This window comes from Lysinibacillus sp. RS10 (genome assembly GCF_041956855.1).
In the GTDB taxonomy this organism is placed as follows: domain Bacteria; phylum Bacillota; class Bacilli; order Bacillales_A; family Planococcaceae; genus Lysinibacillus; species Lysinibacillus xylanilyticus_A.
Genome location: NZ_CP167122.1, coordinates 3,059,353 through 3,075,355 on the forward strand (window position 1 = coordinate 3,059,353; position 16,003 = coordinate 3,075,355).

A 16,003-nucleotide genomic window follows, 5' to 3' on the forward strand; every position below is an offset into this window, starting at 1 on the left:
TTATGGGGGGAAATGATAAGAGTTCGGTAAGCCTCTTCGTAAAGATCATGCGTAAATACAAACAAAACCAGCAAAACACCTTTTCGGTGTCGTACTGGTTTTGTTGAAGTACATCTTCAAATGTCGTTAGTTCAACTTGATTGCAAATTCCGAATTCGGCGCGCCAGCAAATACAACCGTTCCGTTCTTCGGCAGTTTTACTTTGTTATTGCCGCTTACAACAGTAAAATTGACGCATACCCCCTCCTCATCATACACCGCGAACGAACTCTTTGATGGCAACGCCACGGTCATCGTTTTCCCTGCAGCCGTTTGTGGGATCGTAAACCATTTCGCATGCCCATTTGCTTGCAGCGTAACTTTGGATGATTGGCCTGCATCTAGCGGTTTTACATTGGATTCACTTACGTATAAAGATCCGGACATCTCTAAATATTCATCGCCGCCTTCTGTATGGAAACGGGCTTCCGACGTATCCCGGCCACCCATCACAGGTATTTGGAACTGATGCATCGCCGTGTTAGGGCCTGTAATTTTTCTGCTTTCCCAATAGCCCTCCTTGCCTTCCTTGCTATTAATTTGTGTGGTAGCCATCATTAAATATTGCATAGAACTAAATTTCTCGTTCACAAGATAGAAGTTGACGCCTTCCCGCTTTGCCCATGCGGCAGTGGTTTCCTTCGATAGCACATTGTCTTCTAGTTTCTCGGCTGCATATTGAGTAATCACTGCTTGCCCTAAGCCTGGCAGCGATATAAATGTGCTCTGCCTCAAATATGTTCGTCTATTCTTCTCTGTGACGAAGTTGAACTTGGAGGTACCTTCCGCATTAATAAAGCTTCCATCCGCAGTATATACATATTTTTCTTCTGGATTAGATGGTAAGATCAGTTCTCCATTCTTCGTAATTTCTATTTTGTATTGACTGAAACTATTGCCGTAAAAACCCGCTTGCTTTGCTACGTCTTGAGGCATCTTGGCCTTGACCGGCTTGCCAAAGGATTTGTTTGGCTTGATATCCTTAATTGTGCCCTTCTCTTTAAGCGCGGCGAGCAGTATATCAGTCGCCATCAGTTGATTTGTAGTGCTGCTACCGCCGGAGGACAATACAGCCACTGCCATCTTCTGTTCAGGAAGTACGACCAGTGAAGCATGTTGCAGTGCCGTGTCGCCACCTTTAGCCAAGCCCTTTATCCCATATTCACTGAATGGATATAGTTTTACACTATCCCAGCCAAGACCATAGTTGACAATATTATCTCCATCCCCTGGCCACATTCCTTGTTTATATTCCTCTTGCTCCATCGCCTTGACTGCTTTATCAGAGAGGATTCCTTTTTCCTGTCCCATAAATATTTGTGAGAATCGCACCATATCTTCTGCTGTGGAAGAGATCCCTCCCGTACCAATCACATTCACCGATTCAGTAGGAAGCTGCCCTTGGAACGTTGGAAAATAAAGACCAGCTCGCTTATCGTCTTCCCATTTGTCCTGCGGCGTTTTCGTATGATTTAGCTTTAAGGGTTCTGTAAACCTTTGATGTATAAATTCGGTAAAGCTCATACCGCTGACTCTTTCCACCATAATCTCGGCTAGCGTAAAACCGTCGTTACAGTATACAGAGAACGCGCCAGGATCCGCCTTCAATCGCTGGTTGGCCAATTGCTGCAACAAGTTATCATGGGCATAGGTATCATTATCATTAAATAAAAATGAATTACCAAGCGTACTACCTTGTAAGCCGGAGGAGTGGTTCAACAGCATACGTGGCGTAATGCTTTTGTAACGTTCGTCTTTCATTTTGAAATCAGGAACATAGTGGACAACAGGAGTATCCAAATCGACTTTTCCTTCGTCGACCAATTTCATCACAGCCGCCGTTGCATACATTTTACTGACTGAACCAATCCCGTATAGGGTATCTTTGGTCAGCGGCTGTTTCCCTTTCATATCGTTCTTGCCTGTCTGACCCGATAAAATAAGTTTACCATTATCAATTAGCGCATACTGCACGCTAGTCGTCTCATAGGATTTCGTGAGTAAAGTAGCTTTCTCTGCCGCGATCTTTTTTAGTTCTTGACTAGCTAATTCTTGGCTAGCCACAACCGTAGTTTGATTGCTAGAAAGCGCCATAGCCCCTGTTGGTAGGCTCATCGTTAACGCTAATGTAGCGGCTAACACCGCAGATAGTTTATTTTTCATAAAAGAACTGCCTCCTTAGATAAGTGATCGATTTCATTGCTTATTGTGGTCCTTGTTTAGCAGTATACATAAACAAAACCAAATCAAAGAAAAAATAAAGTAAACAGATGGTAAAATTTGTGGAAGCTGCCTTTCGTCAGTACCATATGAAATTAGTGGAGCTCAACTTATTTTTATCTCTTGTAATACTTATGTTTATAAACTTTTTTGTAGAAGCCGTATTGATTTCGTCGCTTTTCCATAAAGAATGGATTTAAGGCTATCAGTGTTTCATAAACATTATATAAAAAGAATCACACGGTAGTATACCTTTTTATTCCAATAACTCTTTTTTCTTGAAGATTTGTATGGACGAGATGAGAACGACAATGATAATAGCAATAGTTGTAATAAATGCTAGCAAGAAACTAGAATCTAGTTCTCCTGACAACAATGCAATTTCATCTAATGATTGATCTGTAATGATATTTTCACATCCCTATTAAAATTGATAAGCTTCAACCTTATGTCCATTTCGACCAATTGTAGTCTGCGCTTGTGATAGTGAATTTACAATGGCTTCCTCAGTTGCTTCTGCAGCTGCTGCAAATAACTGGTTCATAATAGGATGATCCTCACGTAGCTGCGTGCGTGTTTCGACAAGCTGATCAGATGTATGGGCTATACGATGTGCTGTTGTGAAACCAATAACAATATCCCCACTGCCATGTGAAAAATGACTGCCAGTACGCCCTAGTCCAATACCACAGCGTTTAATGACCCGTGTTAGTTGACGACTGCTAAGTGGAGCATCTGTGGCAAGTATAATGATAATGGAGCCATCTGTAGGTGCTATTGTCGATTCATGTTGATCTTTTGAAACATGATATTGATGTGCTAAAAACTCTGAGCTATGCCCGAAATTACTAAGGACCATACATCCTATCGTATAGTTCGTTGATTCATGTGTCACAAGTCGGGAAGATGAGCCAATTCCACCTTTGTAGCCAAAGCACATCATCCCTTTACCTGCACCAACTGCTCCTTCCTCTGCAGTTTCATTTGACGCCTTGCGAATCGCCTCATTCGCATGCTCTGGTGTGACAGGACATTCTCGAATTGAATTTAAAAAGCTATCATTACATTCCCCAACAACAATATTAATCGTTCCTGTCGATTGACCTATTTCACTATTCGTAGCGAGCATATATTGCAGCGTCCCTTGTGTTACAGCTGGAACAGCAAATGTATTCGTTAGCATAATGGGTGATTCAATAACCCCGAGCTCATTCACCTGCACAAGCCCTGTCGTTTTACCAAAGCCATTTAAGACATAGCTTGCAGCCGTAACCTTGTGCTGAAACAAATTGCCCTCATGCGGCAAAATCGCTGTTACACCTGTGCATGCATAAGCTCCTTCTTCATTCATCTTCTCATCAAGCGTTACATGACCTACACGCACACCAGCTACATCGGTAATACAATTTTTCTCACCCGTCGATAACGTTCCGATGAAGATTCCCTTTTCTCGTACTTTTCCCGGCATGTTACTCCCCCTTACGAATCGCCCTATTTACGGCAGCTCGTGCATGAATCACAGTTGTATCAAAAACAGGTACGTTAACGTCTTCCTGCTTAATGAGTAATCCAATCTCTGTACAGCCTAGTATAATTCCTTGTGCTCCTGAATTGACAAGATCCTCAATCACCTGCAAATAATATTCTTTCGATGTTGTCTCAATTTGACCCAAGCATAATTCTTCATAGATGATACGATTGATCTCCGTACGCTCCTCAGTCTGCGGCACAAGGACATCAATGCCAAATCCTTCTATTCTAGCTTTATAGAAATCCTGCTCCATCGTATACTTTGTCCCAAGAAGAGCAATTTTTTGTAAACCAGCCTCCGTGATTTGATGTGCTGTGGCGTCTGCAATATGTAAAATCGGAATGACAATTTTCTCCTGAATGATATTTATAACCTTATGCATCGTATTGGTGCAGATAATAATAAAATCTGCCCCTGCTTTCTCTAAAGATTGCGCCGCTTCGCCAAGTACTTGTCCAGCCTGATCCCAATCTCCCCTTGCCTGATAATGCTCGATTTCTTGAAAATCAACACTATACAAAATACATTTTGCGGAATGTAAGCCCCCTAATTGTCGTTTTACTTCTTCATTCATAAGACGGTAATACTCCGCAGAAGACTCCCAACTCATTCCACCAATCATGCCAATCGTCTCCATAAAATCTCCTCCTTTTATTCTATTATTAATTTACCTTAAATAAGAGAATTTTCAAAATTTAACTTTATATTGGATAAGGGAATTTATTTGATTGAAACTAATTTAGCGGAGAACCTCATGGCAATTTATTCAAAATAAATGTTTATAATATCCTAAAATAGACATTCTAATAGTAAAAATATTTCCAAAAAACAAATAATAAGTGAACAAAACATTTTTTTAATAATTTTTATTTTCTAAAAGTTGCTTTTTTATAAAAAAAAAGTGTAGACTAAAACGTATTGTGAAAGGAGGAAAGCTGATGGAATGGATATCGAATATCGTAAATGATATGAATAATATTTTATGGACATATATCCTTATTGCATTGTTATTAGTTGCAGGATTATATTTTTCATTTGGTACAAAGTTTGTACAAATTCGTCTTTTTCCTGAAATGTTCCGTTTAATAGTTGAAAAAAGAGAAGGGGAGTCAGGAGTTTCCCCGTTCCAAGCCTTTACTATTAGCGCTGCCTCACGTGTAGGTACTGGAAATATTACAGGTGTTGCATTAGCAATCGGAGTAGGTGGACCAGGAGCTGTATTTTGGATGTGGATGATCGCCATATTAGGAATGGCGACTGCCTTTATTGAAAGTACACTTGCACAGGTATACAAGGTCAAGGATGGCGATGCGTTTCGTGGTGGACCAGCCTATTATATGGAAAAAGCGTTAGGTCAACGAAAATTAGGAATCATTTTTAGTATTCTTTTAACGTTAAGTTTTGGCTTTATTTTTAACGCTGTACAATCTAATACGATTGCTACTTCTGTAGGTGAAGCATTTGATGTAAAACCTGCAGTCATTGGGGTTATTCTCGTTGTGTTAACGGCTTTGATTATTTTTGGTGGCGTACATAGAATTGTAAAAGTTACGCAAGTACTTGTACCTGTAATGGCTGTTTTCTATTTAGCTGTTGCGTTTTACGTTGTCGTAACGAATCTATCTGAAATTCCTGCCGTTTTCGAACTGATTATCACTCAAGCGTTTGGTCTTCAGGAAGCTGCAGGTGGTGCGATTGGTGCTGCAATTAGTCAAGGTGTTCGACGTGGCTTATTTTCAAATGAGGCTGGGATGGGTAGTGTGCCTAACGCTGCCGCTACAGCTAATACTTCACACCCTGCAAAGCAAGGGCTTGTGCAAAGTTTAGGCGTCTTTTTTGATACAATCATGATTTGTTCAGCAACAGCGTTTATCATTATTTTAGCGGATCTATATAATACTGGTGAAAGTAATGGAATTATTCTTACACAAAATTCCTTAGCTGTACATGTTGGTGATTGGGCTCCTTACTTTATCGCTATTTCTATTATTTTCTTTGCATTTAGTTCCATTGTCGGAAATTACTATTACGGTGAATCTAATATTGAGTTTATCAATGCTCATAAAGGTTGGATGTTCGGCTACCGTATTTTAGTGCTTGCTATGGTGATGTTTGGTTCTGTCGCGCAAGTACAGCTTGTTTGGAACTTAGCAGACCTGTTCATGGGACTAATGGCTTTGATCAATATTACCATCATCATGTTACTTGGCAAAATAGCGTTCCTTGTTTTAGACGACTTTACAGAGCAACGGAATGCAGGCAAAAATCCTGTATTTTATGCAAAATCAATTCCAACATTGAAAAATACAGATTGTTGGGAAGAAGATCGATAATGATACAAAAACGCCATCCTCAAAAGAGGAATGGCGTTTTTTTTACGTTAGATTCTTTTAATATTTAAATTGACTAACTAGTTGTTTTAGCTCATCGGCCATATGTGCTAGAGCTTGTGCTGAAGCATTGATTTCTTCCATCGAAGCTAATTGTTCCTCTGTAGATGCCGCTACATCCTCGGAAGCAGCTGCATTGCCTTTTGCTGAGAAAGCTAAATCCTCCGTCACAGCTGTCACTTCTTGTACACTCGCTGACATTTGCTCAGAAGCAGAAGACACCTCTTCCATCCTAGGTGTAATTTCATTCATGCTTGTCATAATTACTTGGAACTTAGCAATCGCTTCATCTGTTACTCGTAGACCATTTTGAACATCCTCTGAAACTTTTGCCATAATGTTGACAGATTGTTCTGTTTCTGTTTGGATTCCATGAATAAGCTCGAAAATTTGTTTGGCTGATTCCTGAGATTGCTCTGCCAATTTTCTTACTTCATCGGCAACAACTGCAAAGCCTTTTCCATGCTCCCCTGCTCTTGCTGCCTCAATCGCTGCATTCAGAGCCAGTAAGTTTGTTTGATCTGCAATGCTTGTAATGACATCTAAAATGGACGTAATTTGCTGAGAGCGTTCATGTAATGTCTGAATTTTCGTGTTTGAATCCGTTACTGATGAATGGATCGATTGCATTTGATTCTTTGTCTCTTGTACTACCTGTCCACCTTCATTTGCTTGTAGCGTCGCGTGCTGTGAAAGATCCGTCACAGTAGAAGAGATGTCCGCGATATGCATAATTGCCTTTGAAAGTTCATGTAACGATTCTGCATTCTTGTTGGCACTCGTCGTTTGCGTGTCTGCACTCGTCGCAACATCTTGAATCGAAATCGCAACCTTCTCTGTGGCAATGCTCGTGTGATTGGCATTGGCTGTAAGCTCCTCTGCCGACGATGCTACCTCCTCAGCATTTTGTTCTATTTTTTGAATGAGCGTTCTTAAACTGTCTTGCATATCGTTAAAGGCTTCGCCGAGCTGTCCAATTTCATCTTTAGAGGTAATTGTCACTTTCTCTGTTAAATCACCTTTACTAATGGTTACGGCACTATCCTTTAGTGATTGAATCGGTTTTATGATACTCTTCATGACAAAGTAAAAAACAATGGTACTTATGACAAGCGCTGCAATTAGGACAAGCAACGTATTATATAAAATAGGAGATGCTGATTTATCAATTTCCTCCGCAAAAATTGTTCCTGTAATTTTCCAATTCGTCAATTCATTCGTTGCAAAGAACAAAATACGGTCATTACCGTCAAAGACATATTCATACGTGCCAGATTCGCTTTCGTACATCTTATCGATGAAGCTGTCTTTTAATTCCTTACCTACTTCTAAAGTAGGATGTGAAATGACCATTCTATTTTCATCAAAAACAGAAGGATATCCATTTTTTCCGATACTGATTGAATCTGCGACTTTTTGAATCTCTGTTAATTTAATATCAATAGCTACTACGCCAGATTGATCTTTTACTTGGCGAGCTATTGTAACGACCATTTCTCCAGTTACTGCATCAATATAAGGACTCGATATTAAAGTTTCGCCCTTTAAAGCCGTAGCCTCTTTATACCAATCTCTTTCCAAAGGATTATAATCTACCATACTCGTTTTTGGTTCTTTAATAAAAGCTCCATCATTCGTTCCAATATAAACGCTTAAAACATTTGGATTCATCTCCATATATTCATGGAAATCTGTTAATATTGCGGCTCCCTTCTGTTCATACTTAGAAGCATCTATTTCCTCGCTAAGAACCTTCATGTCGTTTACTTTTTCACTTATGGTTTTATCAATAACCGTATTTAACATATTGACACTTTCATTTGCACTAAATAATATTTCTTCTTTTATCGAATCTTTTGCCGAAAGATACGCAAAACTCCCAACACTAATCACTGGAACTAACAAGATAAGAGCAAATAATGTATAAAGCTTGCCCTTAAAGCTTCCAAATAATTTTTTCATGCAACAGTTCTCCTTTTGTCTCAATTAGTTATTAAGATATGTATTTTTGTATTCTATTTTACTGGCACTATACTCAATGATTTAGACTCAGAAAGAATGCCACTTCCCTTCTCTACTCATAATTTACTCTTCTATTATCGATGGAATTTCACCCTTTGCTTTTATCGGAAGAAATAATTCATTTCAAACCCCTTTTTTCATTTTTTTGTTTAACTAACATAAATATTTCGCACTTTTTCATCGTCTAACTAAACAACATAGTATATCTCTTTAGATATGATGATTGCTGTCGCTTCGCTTTCGTTCAGAAAACATAAAAATGGGAAGAAAAAAAGGTGCCACCTATCGACCATGAAAAGTCGATGTAGAACCTGTTTTGGATTCTAGAAGGCCAATTTGCGTTTCATCCGATTTTCTGTCCATGGATCATCAAAAATTGAAAACGAAATGGGCTTTGCATTGATGGTATTAAATCTCCACAAATACACTGACATCATTAACAGAGAAATAAGGTAAAGAAAATAAAATGATTTGGTCAAACAAGGAAAAAGAGAAATCGATGCTGTTCGATTTCTCTTTTTCTTTCATATCAGCTAGTTATGTCCTAGCCTCGTTTATTCGTATGTCTTATTCTACTAATATTTAAATTGACTAATTAGCTGTTTTAACTCATCTGCCATATGTGCTAGAGCTTGTGCTGAAGCATTGATTTCTTCCATCGAAGCTAATTGTTCCTCTGTAGACGCCGCTACGTCCTCTGAAGCAGCTGAATTTCCTTTCGCTGAGAATGCCAAATCCTCCGTAATAGCTGCTACCTCTTGTACACCCGCTGACATTTCTTCAGAGGCAGAGGATACCTCTTCCATTTGAGGAGTAATTTTATCCATGCTTGCCTTAATCACTTGGAATTTCGAGATAGCTTCATCAGATACATGTAGACCATTTTGAACATCCTCTGTTACTTTAGCCATGATGTTGACAGATTGTTCTGTTTCTATCTGTATGCCATGGATTAGTTCAAAAATTTGTTTAGCAGATTCCTGAGATTGCTCCGCCAACTTTCTTACTTCATCGGCTACCACTGCAAAGCCTTTTCCATGTTCCCCTGCTCTTGCCGCCTCAATCGCTGCATTCAGAGCAAGTAAGTTTGTTTGATCTGCAATGCTTGTAATGACATCTAAAATGGACGTAATTTGCTGTGAGCGTTCGTGTAATGTTTGAATTTTAATGTTTGAATCTGTTACTGATAAATGGATCGATTGCATTTGATTCTTTGTATCTTGTACTGCCTTTCCACCTTCATCCGCTTGTAACGTCGCGTGCTGCGAAAGATCCGTCACAGTAGAAGAGATATCCGCTATATGAAGAATGGCCTTAGACAGTTCATGTAAAGATTCTGCATTCTTGTTGGCACTCATCGTTTGCGTGTCTGCACTCGTCGCAACATCTTGAATCGAAATCGCAACCTTCTCTGTGGCAATGCTCGTGTGATTAGCATTGGCTGTAAGCTCCTCTGCCGACGATGCTACCTCCTCAGCATTTTGTTCTATTTTTTGAATGAGCGTTCTTAAACTATCTTGCATCTCGTTAAAGGCTTCGCCAAGCTGTCCAATCTCATCTTTAGAGGTAATTGTCACTTTCTCTGTTAAATCACCTTTACTAATAGTAACGGCACTATCCTTTAGTGATTGAATCGGTTTTATAATACTCTTCATGACAAAGTAAATAACAATGGTACTTATGACAATCGCAGCAATTAGTACAAGCAATGTATTATATAAAATGGGAGATGCTGATTTATCAATTTCCTCCGCAAAAATTGTTCCTGTAATTTTCCAATTTGTCAATTCATTCGTTGCAAAGAACAGAATACGGTCATCACCGTCAAAGACATATTCATACGTGCCAGATTCACTTTCGTACATCTTATCGATGAAGTTGTCTTTTAATTCCGTACCTACTTCTAAAGTAGGATGTGATATGACCATTCTATTTTCATCAAAAACAGAAGGATATCCATTTTTTCCGATACTAATTGAATCTGCGACTTTTTGAATATCTGTTAATTTGATATCAATAGCCACTACGCCAGATTGATCTTTTACTTGGCGAGCAATGGTAACGACCATATCTCCAGTTCCTGCATCAACATAAGGATTTGTTATTAAAGTTTCGCCCTTTAAAGCCGTAGCCTCTTTATACCAATCTCTTTCTAAAACATTGTAATCCGCGCTATTCGATTGTGGTTCTAGAATGACTTCTCCATCATTCGTTCCAATATAAACGCTTAAAACATTTGGATTCATCTCCATATATTCATGGAATTCTGGTAATATTGCGGCTCCCTTCTGATCATACTTGGAAGCATCTATTTCATCACTAAGAACCTTAATGTCGTTTACCTTTTCACTTATGGTTTTATCAATAACCGTATTTAACATATTGACACTTTCATTTGCACTAAATAATATTTCTTCTTTTATCGAATCTTTTGCTGAAAGATACGCAAAACTTCCAACAGTAATAACTGGAACTAACAAGATAAGAGCAAATAATGTGTAAAGCTTGCCCTTAAAACTCCCAAATAATTTTTTCATGCAACATTTCCTCTCTTGTCTTCATTAATTCTTTAGATGTGTGTTTTTGTATAATTTTGTGTTTTCTTTTACTTGCACTATACTCGATGATAAAAACTCGATAAGAATGCCGCTTCCCTACCCTTCTTATATCGGACGAAATAGATAAATTCAAACCTTTTTTTTCATTTTTTTGATCTTCGAATCATAATTTTTCTATTGTCATGAAACTAAACATAGAACCCCTATGAATCATACTTTAGCTATGATGCATAGGGGTTCTATTGTTAGTATTTAAATGCCTAAACTGTTTCCTGTAAGTCATGCCAAATCTGTAGAGGCTCTGTATCAGACGCCACCAGTAACCTCAATGTATCAACTTTATTTTGCATAGAAGACAAATCAGCAAAAAATCGTAGCAACCCAAGTGCTACGATTTTCTTATGATTATTGATGTTTTTTTAACATTGACTCTGTAAAAGCCTGAGATTGTCCCCTTGCAATACTTAATGTTTGCCACTCTGTGCCCTTTAGTTGCTTAGCAATATACACGATCTGTCCAACATGCAGTGAGTAATGGGACATTTGTCTTTCAATAGCATCTATCACGGAATGCTGTTCTCCCCTTATCGTTACTAACCCTTGTAAATCAGCTTCCGTTAATCCTTGTAAAGCATGTAAAAATACTTGCCAGCCCTGTTCCCATACTGTCATGATCTCTTCTTTTGTTTGCAGGCTATCAGTAAATTCATCATCACGATTTCTAGTTGCTTTCTCACCATCCGTCGTTAAAAAGTCTGTCCATCTCGATATCATATTTCCACTAACATGTTTTACAATAACGGCAATGCTATTGGATTCTTCATTAATAGCCCAGTGCAGTTGTTCATTATCCAATTGTGAGAGTGTTTGATCCCCTAACTCTTTCACACTTTTAAATCTTTTTTGAACAATTTCTAAATAAGTCTGCCCCATGTTCATACGTAAACGCCCCCTCATTTCATCAAATAAAAGTTCACTAGAATCATTATATCTATAAATAAGTTCTATATTGTAACGGACTAATCCTGTTGAAAGTATTCAGGATTTTCGATAATCTTCGATAAAAATTCTTCAAGAGAGTTTGCAATCTTCTTTTCGTTATCATAGACAGCATTTTGTTCTCCATCTGTTAATTCAATTGAAAAAGGTATTGATTCCCATCCAATAAAGAAGACTAATTTATTTCCTTCATCGTAGTTTGGATAAGCATCAAAAAAACCTCGTCTTAATCGAAAATCTCTAATGTATGCTGGACTTAACACACAATTTTCGTCTAGTTCATCCTCGCCAATAAAAGACCCATAACCGATTTCCGTGAAAAAAAGCTTTAATTCTTTTGGAAAAACAATGCCCAGTTCATCTTCCACTTGTTCAACTTCACCACTTTTTATTGGGCCAAACTGAAAACGAGGATTATCTTTAATAAATGAAAATTTCATTGAGCATTCCTACTTTCAAATAAATTATTATTATCTTCCCATTCATTTTCAGATTATTATTTCACCTGGGTGTTGAAAGTCATTTTTCTATGTACATTGTGTAAAAAAAACACCTGCATCATGATCATAATTTTTATTTATAAACAAATATCCGATCGAGTCACTTAGGCTAAATATATCATGAAATCCTTCAGGAAAATCACCGCCATATATTTGTAGACAAAATTGATAATCATCCAAACCCAAGTTTTCTATTTGTAACAGAGATGGTTTGTTGCCAATCAATGAACCACAGTAAATCTCTATTTCATCCAAATCTTCATCATCTACCGCTTCTAAATCTAAATTCAATTCCTCCCCAAAAATGAACTCTTGTGCTGGTATTAAGTAATCTGATTCATTTCGAATATCACCAGCTTCGTGTAATAAAACTTTTGTAAATCCATTTTTTATGTTTTTTAATTCTTCTTTATCTCCATGAAAAGTAATTAAATCTAAAAAATAATCATCTTTTTTATACGTTGTAAAAACGGATAGCACGTGTTCTTGTGGTAAGTTTAAATTCAGCGTTTTATTAAGAAAATTCGTTGGTAAACTTAATACAAGTGTTAATTTATCTCCATTTGGATTTAATGGCCAATCAATATTTTCAGGCAAAAAGCTATATCCGCCAAGTCGAGGTTTAATAGATTCAATTTCAACATCTTTAAAAATAATTTCAACTGACATTTTTTCGACACCATCCTTATATTCTACATTTTTTACTTTCAAGGTTTTTGTGAATTTTTCAGATTCTTTCCTAAGTTCTTTTGCTCTATTTGCTGATGCTCCAGTAATGCCTCTAAGGTAATATCCATTTTCTTCCGTATAGCGATCGTTTTTATGTAATGAGTTGAACCTCCGATTATTCACCTTTATTCTCAGTGAATGCTTGAATATGACCTCTCGTTAATCCAAACGGATCATGACATACTCATACAATATGTATTTTTGTCTGTATTCCTCTTCATTTTTTCAATCGCATATACTGCACATTATCAGTATTTGAATATTCTATTCGCCCTAATCCTCCTCTCATCCCTATTATAAAATCTCCTTTATACACAACTAGTGAGTTCGGTACAAATGCACTAAATGGAAAGTGTTTGAATACAATATTTTTTTTATATGTTCCATCTTCATTAGATATTGTAAATAAATTTTCGCTAGATATTACATATAAGTTTTCATTGAATATATATAAAGCAATTGGACACTCTTTTAAATCAAGGCACTCGCTAAAAGAAATGCTAGTACCATCGTAAACTAATTTATACAAACTACCTTCATTCAGAAACGTATGTTCTAACCCTTCTAGAAAATATAGATCCCCTTTATACTCAAATATTGATTTTACATTGCATTTTTTTAATAATATTTCAGTCGAGTCAGCATTAATTACTTTTAATTCTCCTCCCCATTCTCCATAATCTGTGCCAATTATTTTTAAATCAAGATATTCATATTGTATACTGTGCTTTTCATGATATCTGGAAATCACTAATTCTTCATTTTTTATTCCAACACAATACTGCTTTGAATTGTTTATTATTTGTAACCATTTACCGCTTCCTGCATTGGGAATTTCGGCAGCTATAAAATCATTCCATAATGGCATAGTGTTATTAATACCTCCAATGACGCACAGTTGTTTTATAATAAGGGCTAGTCAAAAATTAATAAAAATTTCCCCCATAAACTTTGAGAGTGGATAAATAATCTCACCAGCTAAATGATCTATCTATATTGTTTGCGGTACTCGCAATGAACCTTCTCCTAGAACGTTAAATACTAATTTTTATTTTGTTAAGAATGAAATCTTTCAAGGTTTTTAAGTAAATAAAAATCCATTAGATTTGCATCATTATATCCAGTTTCCACCAAGACCTGTCGTAGTTGATGCAATAGCTTGAGCCACTCTTTTATAAATAATTCAATATTCATCGTGATACTTCGATAGTTATCACGACTATCCCAATTAATTTTAATATCACATTTTTCAATTTTACATATCCATGTCTCGAAAAATGCTTGACTTGGGAAAGTGACGACAAACCGTTCCTCTCTTTTTTTATTGCCTCTAACATTTTAATAACATCACTTATGCCTTCAGCTATTTGTGTTCCATAATTGATACTTAATGATATATTATTCCATTTCATTGTAAAATATTGAGTATTAACATGCCTATTATCTAGTGCTTCGGATATCGTTGTATCTTCTGGATCACGTATTCCAATCCTAAAATTGGGGTTGATTATTATTTCAAATTCCACTTTACTCACCTCATGGTTCATCATTAAATTTTTTGAGTCTACTATAACTTTTCTATTTTAACGAATCTAGTAAGGTGCAATATTCTTTTCTTTTTGGATTACTTTCATCATTACAAAGTCGTTCTAATAAATAAATCGTATATTCTTTAGGTTTACGTTGTAATGATTTTACTAATATATCCTCATAACCATTGTGATAAAACTTTTCTAAAAAACTACCCAATGGCCCTGGACCACCAAAATCAATATCAGGGCTTCTTTCAACTAATAAGAATATAGGCTCTACAAAATCAAATGCATTACCTAACTCTTCAATCTCATCGATTATTTCATATCTGGGTCTATGAATAAAAATTTATCTTTTTCCTGATCAGCTAGTGCTATTAATTTTTCTAATTCATAAATATAATCCTCAACTTCATTCCCCATAAACTTCCACCTCGTAATTGACCTTAATAATGTTTTTTTAAAATCTCTTTCCTCTTACTTCCAATATATCAAATAAGTATTTGGAACATGTTAAAATCTTTTTGGCTTAGCTCTTGTTTTTTAGGAAATTGTTTATCGTGTCTCTTTTATGAGAGTAATGCCTCTTCTCTGGATGAAAAGAAACCGCTTTTAATGTCGGACATTCTAGTAATGGCGTTAAGTCCCCTGATTTACAGTTCCAAAAGTTAATGGTCTCTAATGCACTCATGGTTTTTACAAACTCCAATGATGCTAGATCAGAAATCAACAATTTTTTTATCGAGCCATTATCATTCAAAAAAGAATAATCCATTAGGTGTTTGCAACCTTCTATATGCAACCACTCTAGTCTACTTAATTTGGAAATGCTATTTGCTTCAGATAGGCAATTGTTTTTTGCCAACCAGCAAGTTTCTAAGTTTTCTAAGTCTTCAACACCTTCAAGTGATTCCAGTTTTTTAGACCCACTTAGTCGTAGATAAACCAATTCTTTTAATGTTCTCAACTCATGACAATTTTGTTTTGAATAGCCAAAAATATAAAGACTTTTTAAATTTGTAAATGTTTCTAAGTTTTCATAACAACTATTAAAGAGATATAGTTCTTCTAGTTGTTTTAATCGTGAAAAATCAATAGGGATTTGCAAGGATACCTTAAAATCAATCATATTCACCAAAGAATAAAGAGCTTCCATATTGGCAACACTTTTTAATTTGAAATCGTTGTCAATCGCCAGGTGTTTAATAAATTTCTTATCCTTTAAAGGGGCAAGATCTAAATCACACTTAAAATCAACATCATCAACAAATGCACTAATATTAATCGATTCAAACCGCTCTTCTTCTGCAACACGGACTCCTTCTTCTAAATATCTTGGATCTATTTCAATTACACTGTCATTAAAATGATATTTTCTCATCATGGGCATCCTCTCACTGACATTTTTTTAATTCCATCTCCATGGCTCATATTGTCGAATTTAAATTTCATGTACTCAGCATATTTCCTCGCCTAAACTATC

Annotated in this window: 12 protein-coding genes; 1 reads left to right on the plus strand and 11 read right to left on the minus strand. The window is 36.5% G+C overall.

Translation table 11 applies throughout. The annotated features are described in order from the left end of the window. Positions 1-126: 126 nt before the first annotated feature. From ACB089_RS15705 to ACB089_RS15715, 3 genes are all read right to left on the minus strand, one after another. Positions 127-2,202, minus strand: a complete 2,076-nt coding sequence (locus ACB089_RS15705; RefSeq protein WP_374967240.1) for a serine hydrolase domain-containing protein — start codon at positions 2,200-2,202, stop codon at positions 127-129. A 481-nt stretch (positions 2,203-2,683) separates the two neighbouring features. After that, positions 2,684-3,727 carry a P1 family peptidase gene (locus ACB089_RS15710; RefSeq protein WP_374967241.1) on the minus strand — a complete coding sequence of 348 codons (1,044 nt, stop codon included), beginning with the start codon at positions 3,725-3,727 and terminating at the stop codon, positions 2,684-2,686. Between the two features lies 1 nt (position 3,728). Then, positions 3,729-4,427, minus strand: a complete 699-nt coding sequence (locus tag ACB089_RS15715) for an aspartate/glutamate racemase family protein (protein WP_374967242.1) — start codon at positions 4,425-4,427, stop codon at positions 3,729-3,731. 301 nt (positions 4,428-4,728) lie between these two features. Between ACB089_RS15715 and ACB089_RS15720 the strand changes: the two genes are divergently transcribed. Further along, positions 4,729-6,123, plus strand: coding sequence for an alanine/glycine:cation symporter family protein (locus tag ACB089_RS15720; RefSeq protein ID WP_368636530.1), 1,395 nt, complete (start codon positions 4,729-4,731; stop codon positions 6,121-6,123). 57 nt (positions 6,124-6,180) lie between these two features. On the opposite strand, the gene ACB089_RS15725 is transcribed toward ACB089_RS15720, so the two are convergent. The 8 genes from ACB089_RS15725 to ACB089_RS15760 all read right to left on the minus strand — a co-directional run bounded on the left by ACB089_RS15725 (position 6,181) and on the right by ACB089_RS15760 (position 15,901). Next, on the minus strand, positions 6,181-8,142 hold the full coding sequence (locus ACB089_RS15725) for a methyl-accepting chemotaxis protein (RefSeq protein ID WP_374967243.1): 1,962 nt from the start codon (positions 8,140-8,142) through the stop codon (positions 6,181-6,183). A gap of 635 nt (positions 8,143-8,777) precedes the next feature. After that, positions 8,778-10,739 (minus strand): methyl-accepting chemotaxis protein, encoded by a 1,962-nt coding sequence (locus ACB089_RS15730; RefSeq protein ID WP_374967244.1) that lies wholly within the window; start codon positions 10,737-10,739, stop codon positions 8,778-8,780. Between the two features lie 426 nt (positions 10,740-11,165). Continuing rightward, the gene (locus tag ACB089_RS15735) at positions 11,166-11,699 is read right to left on the minus strand and encodes a DUF1572 family protein (RefSeq protein WP_374967245.1); all 534 of its coding nucleotides are present in this window, start codon (positions 11,697-11,699) and stop codon (positions 11,166-11,168) included. Between the two features lie 80 nt (positions 11,700-11,779). Beyond that, positions 11,780-12,199 carry an SMI1/KNR4 family protein gene (locus tag ACB089_RS15740; RefSeq protein ID WP_374967246.1) on the minus strand — a complete coding sequence of 140 codons (420 nt, stop codon included), beginning with the start codon at positions 12,197-12,199 and terminating at the stop codon, positions 11,780-11,782. Positions 12,200-12,286: 87 nt separating this feature from the next. Next, the gene (locus ACB089_RS15745) at positions 12,287-13,111 is read right to left on the minus strand and encodes a DUF1963 domain-containing protein (RefSeq protein ID WP_374967247.1); all 825 of its coding nucleotides are present in this window, start codon (positions 13,109-13,111) and stop codon (positions 12,287-12,289) included. A 94-nt stretch (positions 13,112-13,205) separates the two neighbouring features. After that, positions 13,206-13,856, minus strand: coding sequence for a hypothetical protein (locus ACB089_RS15750; protein ID WP_374967248.1), 651 nt, complete (start codon positions 13,854-13,856; stop codon positions 13,206-13,208). Positions 13,857-14,178: 322 nt separating this feature from the next. Continuing rightward, the gene (locus ACB089_RS15755; protein WP_374967249.1) at positions 14,179-14,514 is read right to left on the minus strand and encodes a hypothetical protein; all 336 of its coding nucleotides are present in this window, start codon (positions 14,512-14,514) and stop codon (positions 14,179-14,181) included. A 535-nt stretch (positions 14,515-15,049) separates the two neighbouring features. Further along, a complete protein-coding gene (locus ACB089_RS15760) occupies positions 15,050-15,901 on the minus strand; it encodes a hypothetical protein (RefSeq protein ID WP_375122113.1) in 852 nt (283 codons plus the stop codon). Positions 15,902-16,003 lie beyond the last annotated feature (102 nt).

What these genes read in the sequence shown, in the direction of transcription:
- ACB089_RS15725 (WP_374967243.1), bottom strand. Translation starts at nt 8,142, where the DNA reads ATGAAAAAATTATTTGGAAGCTTTAAGGGCAAGCTTTATACATTATTT.
- ACB089_RS15715 (WP_374967242.1), bottom strand. Translation starts at nt 4,427, where the DNA reads ATGGAGACGATTGGCATGATTGGTGGAATGAGTTGGGAGTCTTCTGCG.
- ACB089_RS15710 (WP_374967241.1), bottom strand. Translation starts at nt 3,727, where the DNA reads ATGCCGGGAAAAGTACGAGAAAAGGGAATCTTCATCGGAACGTTATCG.
- ACB089_RS15740 (WP_374967246.1), bottom strand. Translation starts at nt 12,199, where the DNA reads ATGAAATTTTCATTTATTAAAGATAATCCTCGTTTTCAGTTTGGCCCA.
- ACB089_RS15735 (WP_374967245.1), bottom strand. Translation starts at nt 11,699, where the DNA reads ATGAACATGGGGCAGACTTATTTAGAAATTGTTCAAAAAAGATTTAAA.
- ACB089_RS15720 (WP_368636530.1), top strand. Translation starts at nt 4,729, where the DNA reads ATGGAATGGATATCGAATATCGTAAATGATATGAATAATATTTTATGG.
- ACB089_RS15750 (WP_374967248.1), bottom strand. Translation starts at nt 13,856, where the DNA reads ATGCCATTATGGAATGATTTTATAGCTGCCGAAATTCCCAATGCAGGA.
- ACB089_RS15730 (WP_374967244.1), bottom strand. Translation starts at nt 10,739, where the DNA reads ATGAAAAAATTATTTGGGAGTTTTAAGGGCAAGCTTTACACATTATTT.
- ACB089_RS15760 (WP_375122113.1), bottom strand. Translation starts at nt 15,901, where the DNA reads ATGAGAAAATATCATTTTAATGACAGTGTAATTGAAATAGATCCAAGA.
- ACB089_RS15705 (WP_374967240.1), bottom strand. Translation starts at nt 2,202, where the DNA reads ATGAAAAATAAACTATCTGCGGTGTTAGCCGCTACATTAGCGTTAACG.